Source organism: Robertmurraya korlensis NBRC 107688 (assembly GCF_001591645.1).
GTDB lineage: Bacteria > Bacillota > Bacilli > Bacillales > Cytobacillaceae > Robertmurraya_A.
The window spans coordinates 37,669-54,312 of sequence record NZ_BCVH01000015.1; the positions used below are offsets into that span (position 1 = coordinate 37,669).

Here is a 16,644-nt window from a genome sequence, read left to right on the forward strand (position 1 = left end):
GAGCCAGCTATAGAGAACTGGCTCACTAGTAATTATTGACTTAATGCTTGGGCCGCTGTTATTAATGACAGCTTGTATACATCTTCTTCGTTACACCCACGAGAAAGGTCATTTACCGGACGGTTTAAGCCTTGTAAAATCGGACCAACTGCTTCAAAATTTCCTAAACGTTGAGCAATTTTGTATCCGATATTACCAGCCTCTAGACTTGGGAAAACAAATACGTTCGCATCCCCTTGAATGACTGAATCCGGAGCTTTTTTCTTCGCTACTGATGGAACAAATGCAGCATCAAATTGGAACTCCCCATCTAATACAAGAAGTGGATCTCTTAGCTTTGCTTCTTGAACAGCTGCAGAAACCTTTTCTGTTTCTGGAGATTTTGCAGAACCCTTCGTTGAGAAGCTAAGCATCGCCACTCTTGGCTCGATATCAAACATTCTAGCTGTCTTTGCACTTTCTACCGCGATTTCAGCTAAATCCTGAGCATCTGGTGAAATGTTGATTGCGCAGTCAGCAAACACATACTTTTCATCCTCACGTACCATAACAAATACACCTGATGTTTTACGAACGCCTTCTTTTGTTTTGATGATTTGAAGAGCAGGTCTTACGGTATCTGCTGTTGAATGAGCTGCTCCGCTCACTAGTCCATCCGCTTTGTTTGAATAAACAAGCATCGTTCCAAAGTAATTTTCATCTAGTAAAATTTTGCGTGCGTCCTCTTCAGACACTTTTCCTTTTCTTCTTTCAACAAAAGAAGCAACTAGCTCATCCATCATTGCAAATTGACTTGGGTCATAGATTTCAGCTTTCTCTAACGATGCACCTAATTCCTTTGCCTTTGCTTCAATAGCCTCTATATTTCCTACTAAAATAGGCGTTAATACGTTTTCTTCAGCTAAACGTCCTGCTGCACTTATAATTCTTTCGTCTAGACCTTCTGGAAAAACGATTTTCATGTTTTGTCCACTCACTTTTTCCTTCAGTCCTGTAAATAGGTCGCTCATGACGAATCCTCCCTTATGTACTATACCTTTAGCATACGCCTACCACATAAAATTTCAACTGTTTCAAAGATTGTTACCGTTTTCAGTAAAAAAGTTTTTGTTTTCTGAATAGTTACAAAAAGTTTACCTATTTTACTATCTGCATTTCTTACTATAATTATACTTTTTTAATACAACCATCGTGAAAATTCAGGTTTTATTCACACGTTTCATGGTGAAACTATGGTATAGTATGTTTTGTACATTATAATAATTCTAATGAGGAGTGAATTACATGGCAGAAGCAGCACAAACTCTTGATGGCTGGTATTGTTTACATGACTTCCGCACAATTAATTGGAGCGCTTGGAAATTATTATCAAGTGACGATAGACAAACCGCTATTCATGAATTTTTAGGTTTAGTAGAAAAATGGAATACTACTCAAGATAAGAAGGAAGGCAGCCATGCTTTATATACAATTGTTGGACAAAAGGCAGATTTTATGATGATGATTTTACGTCCAACAATGGAAGAGCTAAATGAAATTGAAACAGAATTTAATAAGACAATTCTTGCTGAATATACGATTCCGGCTCATTCCTACGTATCTGTTGTTGAGCTTAGCAACTATCTTCCAGCTGATCAGGATCCTTATCAAAGCCCTGAGATTCTAGCTCGTTTGTATCCTACTTTACCAAAAGCGAAACATGTTTGCTTCTATCCAATGGACAAGCGCCGCCAAGGCAATGACAACTGGTACATGCTACCGATGGAGGAGCGTCGTTCCATGATGCGCAGTCACGGGATGATCGGTAGACAGTATGCTGGGAAAGTAAAACAAATTATTACGGGATCTGTTGGCTTTGATGATTATGAATGGGGAGTTACCCTTTTCTCAGATGATGTATTACAATTTAAAAAGCTTGTATACGAAATGCGTTTTGATGAAGTAAGCGCACGATACGGCGAATTCGGTGCCTTCTTTGTAGGGAATTTATTAGAGATTGATCATCTACATAGCTTCTTACACGTAAACTAATCACGATCATACCCTCTAGCTTCGGCTAGGGGGTTTTTTTGTCTTTCCATGGAATAAAAGAATTTCCCCTTACATACGAATGAATTAGTGAGTTTTTCTTCTTTTCTTTGACCCTTTCATCTCACCACTAGAAGGTACAACACGAAGAGAGGTGAAAATTATGGGTGTGATTCCTTACACAGAAGAGCATGTGAAGCTACTGGCTCGATTAATTCGAGCGGAAGCTGAAGGTGATGGAAACTTAGGTATGTTGCTAGTTGGAAATGTCGGTGTGAATAGAGTAAGAGGGGAATGTTTGGATTTTAAAGACATTCGTGATTTACGTAAGATGGTCTACCAGCGTCCAGGCGGATTTGAGGCTACCATTAAGGGATATTTTTACCAGGCCCCAAGAGAAAATGAAATAAAACTTGCTAGACGCGTCATTAAAGGAGAGCGATTTCATCCCGGTTCAAATTCCCTTTGGTTTTTTAGACCAACTGGCTCCTGTCCAGCTCAGTGGTATAACCAGTGGAATACAGGCCGGTATAAAGCACACTGCTTCTTCAGCCCTACTCAGCAGGCTTGTCCAAAAGTATATTAAATTAATTACTTTCTAGGAGGGATTTACATTGTCACAAAATTATAATGATCCTAATGCTTTCTACAGACAAACAGGTTATCAACAGCCTTATTATGGCGCACAGACCCAACCAGGTGCACAAAAATACCCAACTACTGGTCAGGTAGCAGGGGCGGGGATGCCTACATACGGCACACCAGTTTATCCAACGATGCCAGCAGGATCAACGATACCACCGGTCGGTGCTGTTCCTGGTTACACGGGCGCCTTTAACGCTCCATCAGCAGCTCCTCAGATACCGGGGATGCTACCACTCGAGGAATCATATATCGAAAACATCCTCCGTCTAAATAAAGGGAAGCTCGCTACTGTATACACGAACTTTGATGCAAATGGTGAGGCCTTAGCAAGGACATTTAAAGGAATTATTGAAGCGGCTGGGCGTGACCACTTAATCCTAAGCGATCCGCAAACCGGCATGAGATATTTAATTCCAATGGTGTACTTCGCATACGCTACCTTTGATGAGGAACTTGAGTATGAATATCCTGGTTATACCCCTGGATTAGCTTCCTACCCTCCACGTTGATTTGAAAAATAGAAAAATAAGGAGCATCCTTTTACAGGATGCTCCTTATTTTTTACAAATATTTTACCGCTGCTACCACGATTAAAATCCAAGCAGCTAAGAACGATAAGCCCCCTAATGGTGTTATTGCACCGAGGATGCTAATTTTCGTTAACGTCATGACGTATAGGCTACCTGAAAAAAGAACGATACCAATCAACATCATCCAGCCTGACCATGATAAAAGCGTATTCGCTGGCAAGCGCCCAAGCATTACACCTACTATCAATAAGCCAGTAGCATGGAACATTTGATAGGTTACTCCGGTTTTCCAAATCTCCAAGTATTTTTGCTCCACTCGCCCTTCCAGTCCATGTGCTCCAAAGGCTCCCAGTGCCACTGCTAGAAAAGCATTAATCGCACCAATAATAATAAAAGTCTTCAACCTCTCCACCCCATTCTGTTAAAAATCAAACAGTGAATCTCCATTGCTTTCATCGTCTATTTGCAGCTTTTTGGGCTGTGTTTGAATAGGTGAAGGAGTTAGAATTTGCTGTTCGCGTATCGTAGGAATAACAGGATTACTTCGCGTTACCTCACCTGTTTGACTTTCAAGCACAAGCTCACATAATGTTTTAATTGCTTGAACCCGTTCTCTTACGTGAGAGGTTTTCCCACTTGATTTGGCTGCTTGCAGCTCCTGTTCCATTTTTAAAAGTAGCTTTTGCACACTAATATCCAATTCGTTCACCCCATACCCTTGTCTATCCTATAGTATACGACCTGATAGTTAATTTTCCAAAGAATAGCGTTATTTTTTCTCAAAACGCAGGCATGCTTGACCAGAAGCTTTCCATACTTCTACCGACGGAAGCTGTCTTGTTTTAAACCCAAATGCTTTGCATCCTTTTGGAAAATGAGGGTCCCAAGTAACGTAGAAATACTGGCACTTAAAGCAGTCCATTTTTTCCACCTTCATGTGATCCATCCTTTTCATTCAATTGTCCAATCAATTTCCGAGTAACCATTCTCTTTCAGCCATTTATTTGTTTTTGAAAATGGTTCGCTCCCAAAGAACCCTCGATAAGCAGAAAGCGGGCTTGGATGAGGAGCTTCGATGATATAATGATGACCGGAAATCAGCTTCTTTTTCTCCTGTGCTGGTTTTCCCCATAAAACAAACACCATCGGTTCCTCTCTATTACTGAGCTTTGTAATCACCGCATCCGTAAATTTTTCCCAGCCCATTTTTTTATGAGAATGAGCCTCTCCCGCTCGAACCGTTAGAACCGTGTTTAACAGGAGTACTCCTTCCTTCGCCCATTTCTTTAAATATCCATGGTTTGGAATGGGTATGCCTAGGTCATTCTGTAACTCTTTGAAAATATTTTTTAACGAGGGAGGCATTGGAACACCTGGTAGGACTGAAAAGCTCAGGCCATGGGCTTGCTCCGGGCCGTGATAAGGATCCTGACCAAGTATAACGACCTTTACCTTCTCATAGGCCGTGTACGTAAGTGCAGAAAAGATTTGATCCCTTTTGGGATAGACCGTATATTGTTCGTACTCTGACTCCATCATTCGTTCGAGCTTTGTAAAGTATTCCTTTGTAAACTCCCCACCAATATACGATTCCCAGCCGTTCAAATTACTCTTCATATGTGATCACCGCTTTATAGCCAAGTGCTGAGAAAAACTCGGTTAATGTTTTTTCTGCATTTTGTTCTGCTACCTCTAATAGTCCTTGGGATATCGCCTCTTCCTTTACGATTCCCTTGGCTTCCTCTGCGAGCTCGTAACCCTCATTCCAATTCACTTCATCCCGGAAAATACCTTCTACTGAAAATGCCTGAGCTTGATCAAAATCAAGTGCTGGTTCCTGGATCATACTGGCTCGAGGAAGTTGGATTTCTATCGTCTTTTCCTCTTGGTTTACGTGGAGATTTGATTCGGTGATTCCTGTTAAATCGACTCCTGCTGTAACGGTTCCTGGGATAATAAGAAGGAACTTCCTCTTTGTTCCTGGAAGATTCGTGTTAATTTCCTTCCCAAACAGCTGATTGTCCTCTTTTTCAATAACTGCCTTCACGTAAGCCTGTGACGACGCAAGTGACGACAAGTCTTTTATTTGCTCTATGAAACTACCTGTTTGTATGGCAGCTTTATCTGTGCTTTTTATGGTAAACATGGCTCCGAATATGACTAGAATAAATACAGCTAATCCTGCTAGCTTCCATTTCCATGATTTCGGAATCACACCCATCTTTATTTTCTTGTGATGGTGCAGCTCAGTGAACGCAACGCTAGCCGCCATTTGCTTCTTCGCTTCAGTAAGCTCCTTCTGCAATGCCTCTAATTGCATTTGTACCTCTTTCTCGTTCATCTTCACCCTCCTAACAAACTACTAGATATTATTATAACGGTTGCCGAGGGAATTTGTAGAATTTTGCAGAAAGAAGTCGGATAGAAGATATTAGTAGATTTTATATGGAAAAAGCCGGTCGCAATGGTTGCGACCAGCAATTGTTTTCATTGAACTTTCATTCCGTCCTATTCTACCTATCCCAACAATCTCTGGTAAATCGAACGCGCCTGACTCATATCCTTCGTCCCATGAACAAGACCTCTTCCATCTTTAAAGATAACGACACGCTGTTCACCCATTTCAACCGACAGCAAGTATGGATTTGCCTTCACCCCATAACCTAGACTAGCTAGCCGGTTCGCTAAATCTGCTAAATTAATCTCACTTTGTCTTGGTGGTCTAATTTGCACCGTATCACGACCACAAAGAACGGTTGAGCGCGAAAGATTATCCTTTTCCAGATAGGGATACTCAGGTGAATCTCCACAAGACAAGCAGCCTGGATCCTTTGCTTTTCCCACTTTCATGCTCGTGTATTGATTTCGCCATAAATCAAAGCTTGTGAACCCTTCACGAACGGCCTCCCAATCCTCCACCAGAATTTTCAGCACCTCTGCCGATTGGTGAGCAATTACCATCTGTACAGTCGGTCCGATGATCCCGCCTGTATCACAGGTCATTCCTTGAATAGGGATTCTTTTCAGCAAACAATTTAAGCAAGGAGTTTTGCCTGGAATGATTGTAAAGCTCATGCCAAAGCTCCCTACGCAAGCTCCATAAACCCAAGGGATTTTGTGCTTTTGCGAAATATCGTTAATGGCCATCCGAGTTTCAAAGTTATCCGTCGCATCCAAAATTACATCCACATCCCGGACAAGCTCCTCGAGCATCTCAGGTGATGCATCACCAACAATGGAAACAATCTCAACCTCGCTGTTAATGGCCTTCAATCTTTTTTCAGCTGCGACCGCCTTCGGAAGCTTCTCACGAACATCTTCTTCGGTATACAGCTGCTGTCTTTGCAGATTGCTCGCTTCTACATAATCTCGATCCACAATGGTAAGCTTCCCAACACCCGCTCGCGTGAGCACCTCCCCATTGCCGGATCCAAGCGCCCCTGCACCAATCATCAGCACATGCTTAGACGCTAGTTTGTCCTGCCCATTCTTTCCAATCGGTGAAAATAGAATTTGCCTTGAGTACCGATCATCCATGCTAAAACCTCCATTATCCCCCACTAACCGGCGGTATAAACGCAACCACATCTCCGTCACTTAATACATCATCGTCACCAGCGAATTCTTCATTTACAGCTGTCATAACGGTTTCCAAATTTATCCCATGCTGCTCGCTTAGAATCGCTTTTGCTTCAGCAACGGTTTTCCCTGTAAGGTCTACTGATACCGATTCTTCTCCAACTGCATCGCGTAAATGGGCGAAAAACATTACTTTATTCATCTAGATCACTCTCCTCTGGTTTTCCAGTTGGGTAAGCAACGGTTTCTAGTTGATTTCCGATCCATTCTTCTCCGTCTTCCCAGTGCTCTTTTTTCCAAATGGGGACGATTTCCTTGATCCGCTCAATTGCGTAACGATTGGCTTCATAGGAATCGGCACGATGTGGGGTAGAAACGGCGATGACAACGGCGATATCCGTAATTTCAAGTTTCCCCACTCGGTGCGATATTGCTACTTTTGCCCCCGTCCAGCGCTCTTCGATTTCACGTCCAATTTGCTCTAATTTTTTTACAGCCATGGATTCGTAGGCTTCATAGATTAAGTATAATGTCTTTTTTCCTGCCGTTAGCTCTCTTACCGTCCCAATAAACGTAGTAATGGCCCCAGCTTCTCTTTGAATGACTTTATCAATAATCGATTGCGTATCAATCGGTTCCTTAGATATTTCAAAATTCATCCTAGCACCTCAGTTCCTTATATAAAAATGGGCTCAGCATCTTTGATCACTGCATAGCCTAATTTTTCAGTAACTTCTTTTATAAACTGACTCGATTGTATCATACTGATAAGCTCTTTTCCTTGCATGCTCTCAAAAAATGAAACGGTCATTAACAGGTCATAACGTTCTTCTGCAACAGGAAGAAACTCTAAGCCCATCGCCCGGGCCGCAGGGAAAATTCCTAGTCCAACTGCCCTCGGATCCCCCTTTACTTCGGCAGCCACACTTAGATGAGAAAACATTTCACGATTATACCCATTGACTACACTTGGTTTCATTCCAGCCTCTTTTAAAAGCAAATCGAATAACATTCGCGTACCAGCTCCCTTTTGCCGATTCACAAAATGAGCCTGCTTTTCAACTATATCTTGCACCGTTTCTATTTGAAGTGGGTTCCCTTTAGGTAAAAACCACCCTTGGCTTCTACGTAAAAATGGATACAGGACAACCTCTTGACCACTTACATACTTTCGTACATAAGAAAGATTGTATTCCTTTGTTTCCGGATCGAGTAGGTGAATACCGGCCACATGTGCTTCTCCTTTTCGAATCGCCATGATGCCAGCCATACTCCCCACATGAGAGGATAATATTTTTGTCCCATACGACTTCTTCATATAAGTCGATAATAAATCAATCGTCAAGTCATGGCTCCCGATGCATACAATCGATCGTTGTATTTCCTCTAGCGGCTTCCACAGCTCTACCTCAACCATGTCTCCTTGCTCATAGCCCAAATGGTCTGGAGGAACAATAAGGATCCCATCTGCTTTTACGAGTGACATGGTGACGCCAGCCGCTCGGGTAAGTGGATTAGCCACGAACACACCGTTTACATAACCGATATTCATACGAACGAAGTCCTCCGCTCCCATCGTCGATACAATTCTACGACCTAGCTTTACCTGGAGCTTGGTTCGTCTCGGAACGGGTATTTGAAGATACTTACAAATAAGGGGCTGAACAAACCATTCTAACGAAAGATAGGCGGACACGGGGTATCCCGGAATCCCGATAACAATCGTTCCGTTAATTTCCCCTATTATGACTGGTTTCCCAGGTCTAGTAGCTACACCATGGGTGAAAACCTCACCGAGCTCTTCAATGATATGGACGGTGTAATCCTTTGAGCCGGCTGAGGAACCTGCGTTAATAACAACAATCTCTGAATTTTCTGTTGCATGTAAAAGTGCCTTTTTAATCTGGTCAGGCTCATCCTTCACAATCTCATGAAGGTTCGCTTCTCCACCCCATTCGTTCACATAGTTCGCAATAACCGTACCATTAAATTCAATCAGCTTTCCCGTACCAGCCATTTCTGATGGGGAAACAAGCTCATTTCCCGTCGGAATCACTGTGACGATCGGCTTTTTTACGACATCGACCTCCTGTGTGTGTGAGGCTAACAATACGCCAATATCAACAGGTCGTATCCGATGTCCTTGTGTAAAAAGCATTTCCTCCTGGACAATATCTTCACCAATTGGGCGAATGTGCTGCCACGGGGAAGCTGGTTCAATAATCTCGATGGTGTCCTCATCGATTTCTTCTACATTTTCAATCATAATGACGGCATCAAACGGATAGGGTACTACATTTCCTGTGTCTACGAATATAAAGCCTTCTCCCCTCTTGAGTAGAAGGGGGTGCTGTTCATGTGCTCCATAGGTATCTTCAGACCTTACTGCAATCCCATCCATTGCAGATGCATGATAATGGGGCATGGAGGACCTCGCATAAATAGGAACGGCTGTTACTCGACCAAGGGCTGCTGAACTTTGCACTTTTTCTATTTTTCTTTTTGGTGGAAATTTCTCCAAAAGCTCCGTTAATGCTTCGGCTCTTCGCTTATCCTCTAAGTAAATTTTACGCTTATATTGTTTGCTCACCATTATGTCCACACCCTATTTAAATAATCGTACATGTACTATCGTTCCTTTAGTCATTCCTTCACTTGGGGACGGAATTTTAACTAGGCCGTCACTTTTCACAAGCGTTGAAAGGAGCCCTGATTTTCCAAATATCGGTTCTGCTAGCCATTTTCCATCCTTATTTTTTAAGCTAACCCTCACAAAATCGGTTCTTCCTGGAGCGGAAGGAATATTTTTTGTGATCTCTGCTTTAAGGCATTCTGGTACGAATGGTTTTACCCCTTGAAGACATTGTAAAATATGGATTCCAAATAATTGAAAAATGATCATCGCTGAAGCTGGATGGCCTGGAAGTCCTAGAACCGGCTTTCCATCAGCTGCTGCTATAATGGTTGGTTTACCTGGTTTAATTGCCACACCATGGACAAACACACCTGGTTTACCTAGTGACTCTATTACCTCCATGGAATGATCCTTTGTCCCCACTGAACTCCCGCCCGAAAGGACTAGAAAGTCGACTTTATCAAACCATTCCTTCATGCTTTTCGTTAAATCCTCCACATTGTCTGAGACAATTCCTGCATATTGGAAGATATGGCCACTATCTCGAACGATTGAGCCTATCGTCATCACATTTATATCTCGGACCTCTCCGATTTGAAGATGAGGCACATTCATCGGGACAATTTCATCGCCCGTTGATAGATACCCAACAACCGGTTTCCTCCACACGGTTACATCGGTAATTCCTTGTGCAGCAAGTGCTCCAAGCTCCTGGGAACGAAGTCTTCTCCCTTTTGGTAAAAGAAGCTCCCCCATTCTGACGTCCTCGCCAATCCCTATCACATTTTCTCCAGGAGTCACTTGTCTGTACACATTCAAAAGCCCACTAAGATCCTCACAGTGTTCGATCATAATCACGGCATCACATTCATCTGGAACCATCCCACCTGTCGGAACATAGATGGCTTCTCCGAAGTTAACGGCAGTCGTCACTTCCTGGCCCATCCTTACTTCTCCAACTACAGATAAAAAACCCGGCATCGATTCCGAGGCTCCAAAGGTATCCTCTGCTCTTAGCGCATACCCGTCCACAGAAGACCTTCTGAAATTCGGGACATTTTCTTTTGTTACAATGTCTTCAGCTAATACGTAATGAAGGGCATCCAAAAGAGGGATGTTGATTTTCTCTACTAAAGGTTTTACTTTTTCTTCTATTAGCTGATAGGTTTCTTCTACTGACTTTACTTGGAAAAATTTCATCTCTTCTCACTACCTTTTGTTCTGACACGCAACGCTTTCTCATACTCTTTCGGATCATTCATATTAAACATATCCGTTTCTTTTATCATTATTTGCTTCCTTTGAAGCAATTCTTCTGTTACAACTTGTACGTTAAGCTGCTCGAGAACCGAGCGAATTCGCAGCTGATTATTCGTTAAGGCATTCGTGACCACCTGTAACGCATCCTTTCGGTAGGCACCATATAGTGGATGTAATTGACCACCAAGCTCGGGAATGACCGCCTGGTACTCATCTAACCCCGTAAGGAGAAAATCACCCAAGCTTGATGAAATAAAGGGCATATCACAAGCCACGATTAAATTAGCATTTGTAGTAGTTGCTGTTAACCCGGCATGTATCCCGGCAATCGGCCCTTTTCCTTTTTGCATGTCCTCTACCATCGGGATTCCTAAAAACTCAAAATCTCGAAACGTATTTGTGACAATGAGGAGCTGGTCCGTAATTTTTGTTAGCTCATGAGCAATTCTTTCAATCACGGTAGCACCTTCTATTGTCAATAACGCCTTATTCTGACCCATTCGACTCGATTTGCCACCAGCTAAAATAATTCCCGTTCTGCTCATCTCATTTGCCACCCTTCTTTTTAATGAGTAACTGCTTTTGTAGGAATTCCATATCCACGTTCTTGAGCGATATAATCCAAATGAATCGATTTATGATCAAGAAGCTGTGGAGATTCTTTTTTAATCATTTTTCGAACATCAATTACTTTGGTATATCCTTTGCAGCTATCGCAAATATGAATTTGTTCATTCTCTTGGCCTTCTAGTTTTAAAATTTCAATCTTTGTGTGATCCTCTGTTCCACAATGGGCACAACTGATTTTCTTTTCCTGCCAAGAATAATTACAGCGTGGACAAATTAGCTCTTTTTTTCCCTTTTTACTTATAATGGCCAAACGAGCCGGCTCTCCACAAGCCACACATCCATGTTGGTGGTCTGCTAAATCTAGCTCCTCTTTATGGTCCAAAACGAGCTTTTGAAGAAATGGTCTCGTGGCGTGCTCCGCGATAAAGAACGGTAACCACTTTGCTATTGATAGATTCTTAGCATACTCTTCAAAATAAAAGAAATTTGTTGCTACACTTGCTTCAAACCACTCTTTTAATAGGCTCTCATGTAACGATTGTCTAAGAAGGCTGTACTCTTTGGCAAGTGATGGTTGTTCTAACTCCAAAAGAGTTAAAAGCTCGTGAATAAAGGTGTGGTATCTTTCTGTGTTAATGTCTAATTGTAACTGTGGAATCAGTGGAAACGTACCTCCAGAGCCTTTTGCTATAACTATATCTGTACCCTCTATCCTGCTGGCCCAATTGTGGCTTGTTTGCTCAATCCGTTTCTGAAGCTCTTCGTAATGCTGATTATCTGTGCTCAATACACTCACCTCTATCGTAATCTGTATGGAAGAGAAAGGCTATCCCGTTCTAGACAGGATAGCTCTTTCCAGAAATGATTATTTACCCTATCCTTTTGTCATCTTTCTTTTCTGCATCCTTTAGTTCGTCATACCAGCGTCCGTGGTGTGCCTTCGCATATTCTTCTGGCACGTCTCCTTTTGTCATTCCTCTCAGCGAGGCTTTTGATCCTGGGTGCCCAACGGATAAGTAAATATGACCAATGACTACAGCAGCGGATAGTCCTAAGCCGATATTATGAATTGGATATGCCCACATAACCGCTGCTTGCGGGAAAAATTGCGGAAACCACATAACAAATCCTGAACATATGAGCATGGCCGCAGTTAAAATCGTTAAGATCGAATTAACCTTTTCCCCTGCGTTATAAAAGTCCTGCTTCGGAATGTTCGCATGACCACCGAAAAACTCCTTTGGAAATTCCTTAAAAAAGGCAAAGTCATGCTTTTTCCAAGACATGATTTGTTTTATCCAGAAAAAGAAGCCTTTTGGGTCAGCCAAAAGGATGATGACCACAGGTAAAACAAAGAATATAGCCGCAATTCGATGAACCAATCTTGCTCCTGCGGGTCCTCCAAATACCGCATATAACCAATCAAAATATTCGGTATACATCGGCAGTGCTGATATATATAGGACAAAAAAAGCTGCGGCATTTAACCAATGCACGAAGATAATAGGCTTGCTAAAACGTTTTACCATTTTTGGGTTTCCCTTACTCATGGTGATCCACTCCCTTATCTCCATTTTTCACTTTCGCTATCGAATTGGAAATCACTGCTCCAATGACCGCCATGGTGGTTACACCAAGCATGGCCTTTCCTATTGGTTGTGCATAATCCTTCCATACGACCTGTGAAAGAGCCACCTTAGGATTTTCAGGTAAACCATAAACAGACGGCTTATCAGCCAGAAGATACACCGTTGTGGTCCCTTTAATTCCTTGAGGGTTATAAATATTGGCATTTGGGAAGCGATCCTTCACTTGTAAAAGGCGACTGTTTGCTTCAGAGAGCACCGCTTCACGCTCATCGTAAATTAAGCAATCGGTATGACAAGCAGTCACACATGCCGGTTGCAGCCCTTGTTCCAGGCGATCGGTACAAAGCGTACACTTTTGCGCTTTTCGATATTCCTTGCCGCGTTTATCTTTATAGGTTGCTAGACTAATCACATTGAATTGACAGCCCTGGACACAATAACCACAACCAACACACTTATCGGCATCAACAACAACCGATCCAAATTTTGTATGGCTGATTGCATCCTCCGGACAAGCCTTTTCACAGCCTGCTTGCACACAATGCAGGCAGGATTGATGACGGAACAACCACTCAAATCCACCATTTGTCGTTTCTTGTTCATTAAATGTAAGGACATTCCACGTATGAGCTGTTAGCTGCTCATGCGACTGGATACTTCCCTGGAATTCCTCATATTCAGGCGGTAGGTCATTCCAGTTTTTACAAGCAACCATACACGCACGACAGCCGTCACACTTCGTTACATCAACAAATTTTAAATATTCTGCAGCCATTATTACGCCCTCCTTACATCACATAGGAATGCTTTATATTCTGGAATAGTTGTATTCGCATCACCGATATGTGGCGTTAATCGGTTTGCAGTTTCTCCAGTGACAATTCCTTTGTAGCCAAAGTGCCAAGGCATTCCTATTTGGTGGACGGTTTTTTCCTTCAGCTTGTGTGGCTTAAAGCGCTTTGTTACTAAGGCGTACGCCTCTACCTTGCCACGAGCAGAAGTCACAATGACCTTATCCTTGTTCTTAATTCCTTTTTCCTTTGCTAGCTCTTCACTCATTTCAATAAACATATGTGAAGCAAGTTCAGATAACCAAGGCTGGTTCCGCGTCATTGCCCCTGATTGCCAATGCTCTGATATGCGGTAGGTTGTTGCGACAATTGGAAAATCCTTTGCTTCCCCTTTTGCATTCATCTCTTCCAATCCATATTTTACGGCTGGATTTAGCTGAATGTTTGAAAACACATTAGAAACCGGATTCTCGTATGGCTCATAATGCTCAGGGAAGGGACCTTCATTTACTCCTGCAAACAGTCCCCCTTTTCCTGTTGGAAGCATAAAAAACGCATCGGTTCCACCTTCTATATCTGGTGCTCGATCCTTAGGGAAATCTGCCACGTCATTGCCAACCCAAAGCCTTTTGGCAGCATCCCAGTAAACAACAGTTTTGTCCTTTGACCATGGTTGACCACTAGGGTTACAAGAGGCACGATTTCCAAGTATCCGGCGATTCGCCGGCCATGCCCATGACCAGTTTAAGAAATTGCCCATGCCTTCATCTGTATGATCGCGACGCTTAGACAAATTGCCTTCCTCTGTATAAAAGCCGCAATAAATCCAGTTTCCGCTGCATGTTGAACCATCGTCTTTTAAATTAGCAAAAAGTGAAATTTGTTTTTTCGTGTTCATATCGTACCCATTGATTTCTCTACAAACGAGGTCAATGTCAGGGTGATTTCCATGTCCGTAGTCCCAAGACATTGCCTTAATAGGTGTATCCGCGGGCTTCGTACTATTTTGATAGAGTTCCTTCAAGCGAAGCGCCAGTAAATGAATAATTTCTAAATCAGCCTTTGACTCACCCTTTGGCTGGATTGCTTGCCAACGGTACTGCATCCAGCGACCGCTATTAGTGATAGAGCCTTCTTTTTCAAAAGATGCACATGCCGGTAAGAAGAATACCTCTGTTTGAATATCAGCAGGTTTGGAACCAGCACCTTCCTGCCAAAATGCGGATGTTTCTGTTTCCCAAAGGTCAACAGCGACCATCCACTTTAGCTTGCTTAGTGCTTCTTTTTCCTTACCTGCATTCGGTCCCCCAACTACTGGATTGGTTCCAAACATTAATAGACCTTCAAGTTCACCTGCATACATCGCATCAAATAAGCGCATATGCGAATAATCCTTTTTCGGTGTTAGCTTTGGCATGTATTGATAACCAAATTCGTTCTGTGCCGTAGCGTTGTTCCCATAGTACGCTTTTAACATGCTTGTATAAAACTTAGGCTTATTCCTCCAATACCCAGACTTCGGTGTATTTTTTTCGAGAAAGCCTTTGTAGGTTGCTTCTTCTGGAGAAGCAGTCGGTACTTCCATATACCCGTTTACATTGTGATACAGTAAGCCAAAGTCCGTGGAGCCTTGAACATTTGATTCACCGCGAAGTGCGTTAACACCGCCGCCAGGCATTCCTACGTTTCCAAGCAACAGCTGCAGCATGGCATAAATACGAACGTTTTGCGTTCCGACGGTATGTTGGGTAGCACCCATGGCATAAAGGATCGTTCCGCTTTTACCTGGTTTTCCAGTTGCTCCAAATGTTTTTGCAATTTCTAGATATGTTTTCTTATCTGTTCCTGTTACACCGATTACTGTCTCCACATCGTAACGGGAATAGTGTTTTTTCATTAATTGGAATACACAACGAGGATCTTCTAACGTTAAATCCTTTAGAATTTTCCCTTCCTCATCCTTCTTAAATGCCCAGGAGGTCTTATCATAACTTCGTTTAGCTTCGTCATAGCTATTGAATAGACCATCTTCAAATGAATACTTCTCATCTACAATAAACGAAGCATTTGTATAGGCAATCACGTATTCCTTATGGTAAAGTTCTTTTTCTAACATATAGTTGATTAAGCCACCCATGAAGGCAATATCTGAACCTGAGCGAAGCGAACCGTAAATATCCGCTTGCTGTGAGGTTCTTGTGTATCGTGGGTCAACAGAAATAATTTTCCCACCTTTTCCTTTTGCCTTTAGCAGCCATTTAAAGCTAATAGGATGATTCTCAGCAGGGTTCGCACCGATAATCATTGCACAATCAGTATGCTGTAAATCGTTCCAGTGATTTGTCATTGCTCCACGACCGAATGTAGGTGCCAGACCGGCAACCGTTGAACTATGTCATATTCGGGCCTGATGCTCGATATAGGTTAAACCCATACCAGCACGCATTAACTTCGATAAAAGATACGTTTCTTCGTTATCTAACGCAGCCCCACCCATGCAGGCAATCGCTTCTGTCTTATTAACCGTCACTCCATTTTCCATCGTTTGGAAGGTGCGATCGCGAGTTTCTTTCATTTTCTGAGCAACTTTATCCAGTGCCCAATCCCATTCCACTTCTTCCCATTTGCTACTACCGGCGGCGCGGTACATCGGCTTCTCCTGACGGCGATCGGATGTATACACCTGTCTAACCGTTGTCCCTTTACTACAAAGTGCACCTTCGTTAATTGGGTGATCCGGGTCCCCCTCCGTATACACCACTGTATTATCTTTTGAATAGACTAAAATTCCACATCCAACGGCACAGTATGGACAAATCGTTGGTGTTGGCTTAAGGCCTGCAATTTTAAAGCTATTTGCTTTCGCTTTTGCTTCATTTTCATTAAATCCAAGCTCCACGACGGCTAATGTTGCTGCCACAGCCCCCGACAGCTTTAAAAACTGTCTCCTTGTGACATTCATTTCCATTGCTTTTCCCCCCTATAGAAATCAAACCTTTTATTAAAATCCTAATTAA

General features: G+C 42.6%; 19 protein-coding genes. 3 read left to right on the forward strand and 16 right to left on the reverse strand.

Features of this window, described 5'->3' with window-relative positions:
* Positions 1–32: 32 nt before the first annotated feature.
* Positions 33–1,010 carry a phosphate acetyltransferase gene (gene pta, locus BKO01S_RS17240; RefSeq protein WP_066056946.1) on the reverse strand — a complete coding sequence of 326 codons (978 nt, stop codon included), beginning with the start codon at positions 1,008–1,010 and terminating at the stop codon, positions 33–35.
* 274 nt (positions 1,011–1,284) lie between these two features.
* Here pta and hemQ point away from each other — a divergent pair, with 274 nt between their 5' ends.
* The 3 genes from hemQ (at position 1,285) to gerQ (ending at position 3,182) form a co-directional block, all read left to right on the forward strand.
* Positions 1,285–2,031 carry a hydrogen peroxide-dependent heme synthase gene (hemQ, locus tag BKO01S_RS17245; protein WP_066056949.1) on the forward strand — a complete coding sequence of 249 codons (747 nt, stop codon included), beginning with the start codon at positions 1,285–1,287 and terminating at the stop codon, positions 2,029–2,031.
* Positions 2,032–2,191: 160 nt separating this feature from the next.
* A complete protein-coding gene (locus tag BKO01S_RS17250) occupies positions 2,192–2,614 on the forward strand; it encodes a cell wall hydrolase (protein WP_066056955.1) in 423 nt (140 codons plus the stop codon).
* Positions 2,615–2,642: 28 nt separating this feature from the next.
* The gene (gene gerQ / locus BKO01S_RS17255; RefSeq protein WP_232311269.1) at positions 2,643–3,182 is read left to right on the forward strand and encodes a spore coat protein GerQ; all 540 of its coding nucleotides are present in this window, start codon (positions 2,643–2,645) and stop codon (positions 3,180–3,182) included.
* Between the two features lie 52 nt (positions 3,183–3,234).
* On the opposite strand, the gene BKO01S_RS17260 is transcribed toward gerQ, so the two are convergent.
* The 15 genes from BKO01S_RS17260 to fdnG all read right to left on the reverse strand — a co-directional run bounded on the left by BKO01S_RS17260 (position 3,235) and on the right by fdnG (position 16,595).
* On the reverse strand, positions 3,235–3,606 hold the full coding sequence (locus BKO01S_RS17260) for a DUF423 domain-containing protein (RefSeq protein ID WP_066056958.1): 372 nt from the start codon (positions 3,604–3,606) through the stop codon (positions 3,235–3,237).
* A gap of 18 nt (positions 3,607–3,624) precedes the next feature.
* The gene (locus BKO01S_RS17265) at positions 3,625–3,903 is read right to left on the reverse strand and encodes a YwdI family protein (RefSeq protein ID WP_066056961.1); all 279 of its coding nucleotides are present in this window, start codon (positions 3,901–3,903) and stop codon (positions 3,625–3,627) included.
* A gap of 69 nt (positions 3,904–3,972) precedes the next feature.
* Positions 3,973–4,140 carry a uracil-DNA glycosylase gene (locus BKO01S_RS17270; RefSeq protein WP_066056964.1) on the reverse strand — a complete coding sequence of 56 codons (168 nt, stop codon included), beginning with the start codon at positions 4,138–4,140 and terminating at the stop codon, positions 3,973–3,975.
* A 14-nt stretch (positions 4,141–4,154) separates the two neighbouring features.
* Positions 4,155–4,820: a uracil-DNA glycosylase gene (locus BKO01S_RS17275; protein WP_066056967.1), complete on the reverse strand. Its 666-nt coding sequence runs from the start codon at positions 4,818–4,820 to the stop codon at positions 4,155–4,157.
* Positions 4,810–5,544 carry a DUF4230 domain-containing protein gene (locus BKO01S_RS17280; protein WP_066056970.1) on the reverse strand — a complete coding sequence of 245 codons (735 nt, stop codon included), beginning with the start codon at positions 5,542–5,544 and terminating at the stop codon, positions 4,810–4,812. The genes BKO01S_RS17275 and BKO01S_RS17280 overlap by 11 nt, the downstream gene beginning before the upstream one ends.
* Positions 5,545–5,720: 176 nt before the next feature.
* Positions 5,721–6,740: a MoeB/ThiF family adenylyltransferase gene (locus BKO01S_RS17285; RefSeq protein ID WP_066056973.1), complete on the reverse strand. Its 1,020-nt coding sequence runs from the start codon at positions 6,738–6,740 to the stop codon at positions 5,721–5,723.
* 13 nt (positions 6,741–6,753) lie between these two features.
* Positions 6,754–6,984: a molybdopterin converting factor subunit 1 gene (moaD, locus tag BKO01S_RS17290; protein ID WP_066056976.1), complete on the reverse strand. Its 231-nt coding sequence runs from the start codon at positions 6,982–6,984 to the stop codon at positions 6,754–6,756.
* Complete coding sequence (locus BKO01S_RS17295) at positions 6,977–7,441, reverse strand: molybdenum cofactor biosynthesis protein MoaE (RefSeq protein WP_066056979.1); 465 nt, start codon at positions 7,439–7,441, stop codon at positions 6,977–6,979. Before BKO01S_RS17295 ends, moaD begins: the two co-directional genes overlap by 8 nt.
* Positions 7,442–7,458: 17 nt before the next feature.
* A complete protein-coding gene (locus BKO01S_RS17300) occupies positions 7,459–9,375 on the reverse strand; it encodes a molybdopterin biosynthesis protein (protein WP_066056982.1) in 1,917 nt (638 codons plus the stop codon).
* Positions 9,376–9,387: 12 nt separating this feature from the next.
* On the reverse strand, positions 9,388–10,617 hold the full coding sequence (locus BKO01S_RS17305) for a molybdopterin molybdotransferase MoeA (protein ID WP_066056985.1): 1,230 nt from the start codon (positions 10,615–10,617) through the stop codon (positions 9,388–9,390).
* On the reverse strand, positions 10,614–11,222 hold the full coding sequence (mobA, locus tag BKO01S_RS17310) for a molybdenum cofactor guanylyltransferase (RefSeq protein ID WP_066056987.1): 609 nt from the start codon (positions 11,220–11,222) through the stop codon (positions 10,614–10,616). The genes BKO01S_RS17305 and mobA overlap by 4 nt, the downstream gene beginning before the upstream one ends.
* Positions 11,223–11,242: 20 nt before the next feature.
* Complete coding sequence (locus BKO01S_RS17315) at positions 11,243–12,034, reverse strand: formate dehydrogenase accessory protein FdhE (protein ID WP_066056990.1); 792 nt, start codon at positions 12,032–12,034, stop codon at positions 11,243–11,245.
* A gap of 82 nt (positions 12,035–12,116) precedes the next feature.
* Positions 12,117–12,797 carry a formate dehydrogenase subunit gamma gene (locus BKO01S_RS17320; RefSeq protein WP_066056993.1) on the reverse strand — a complete coding sequence of 227 codons (681 nt, stop codon included), beginning with the start codon at positions 12,795–12,797 and terminating at the stop codon, positions 12,117–12,119.
* Complete coding sequence (locus BKO01S_RS17325; protein WP_066056996.1) at positions 12,790–13,611, reverse strand: 4Fe-4S dicluster domain-containing protein; 822 nt, start codon at positions 13,609–13,611, stop codon at positions 12,790–12,792. Before BKO01S_RS17325 ends, BKO01S_RS17320 begins: the two co-directional genes overlap by 8 nt.
* A 2-nt stretch (positions 13,612–13,613) precedes the next feature.
* Positions 13,614–16,595 (reverse strand): formate dehydrogenase-N subunit alpha, encoded by a 2,982-nt coding sequence (gene fdnG, locus BKO01S_RS17330; protein WP_501193739.1) that lies wholly within the window; start codon positions 16,593–16,595, stop codon positions 13,614–13,616.
* Positions 16,596–16,644 lie beyond the last annotated feature (49 nt).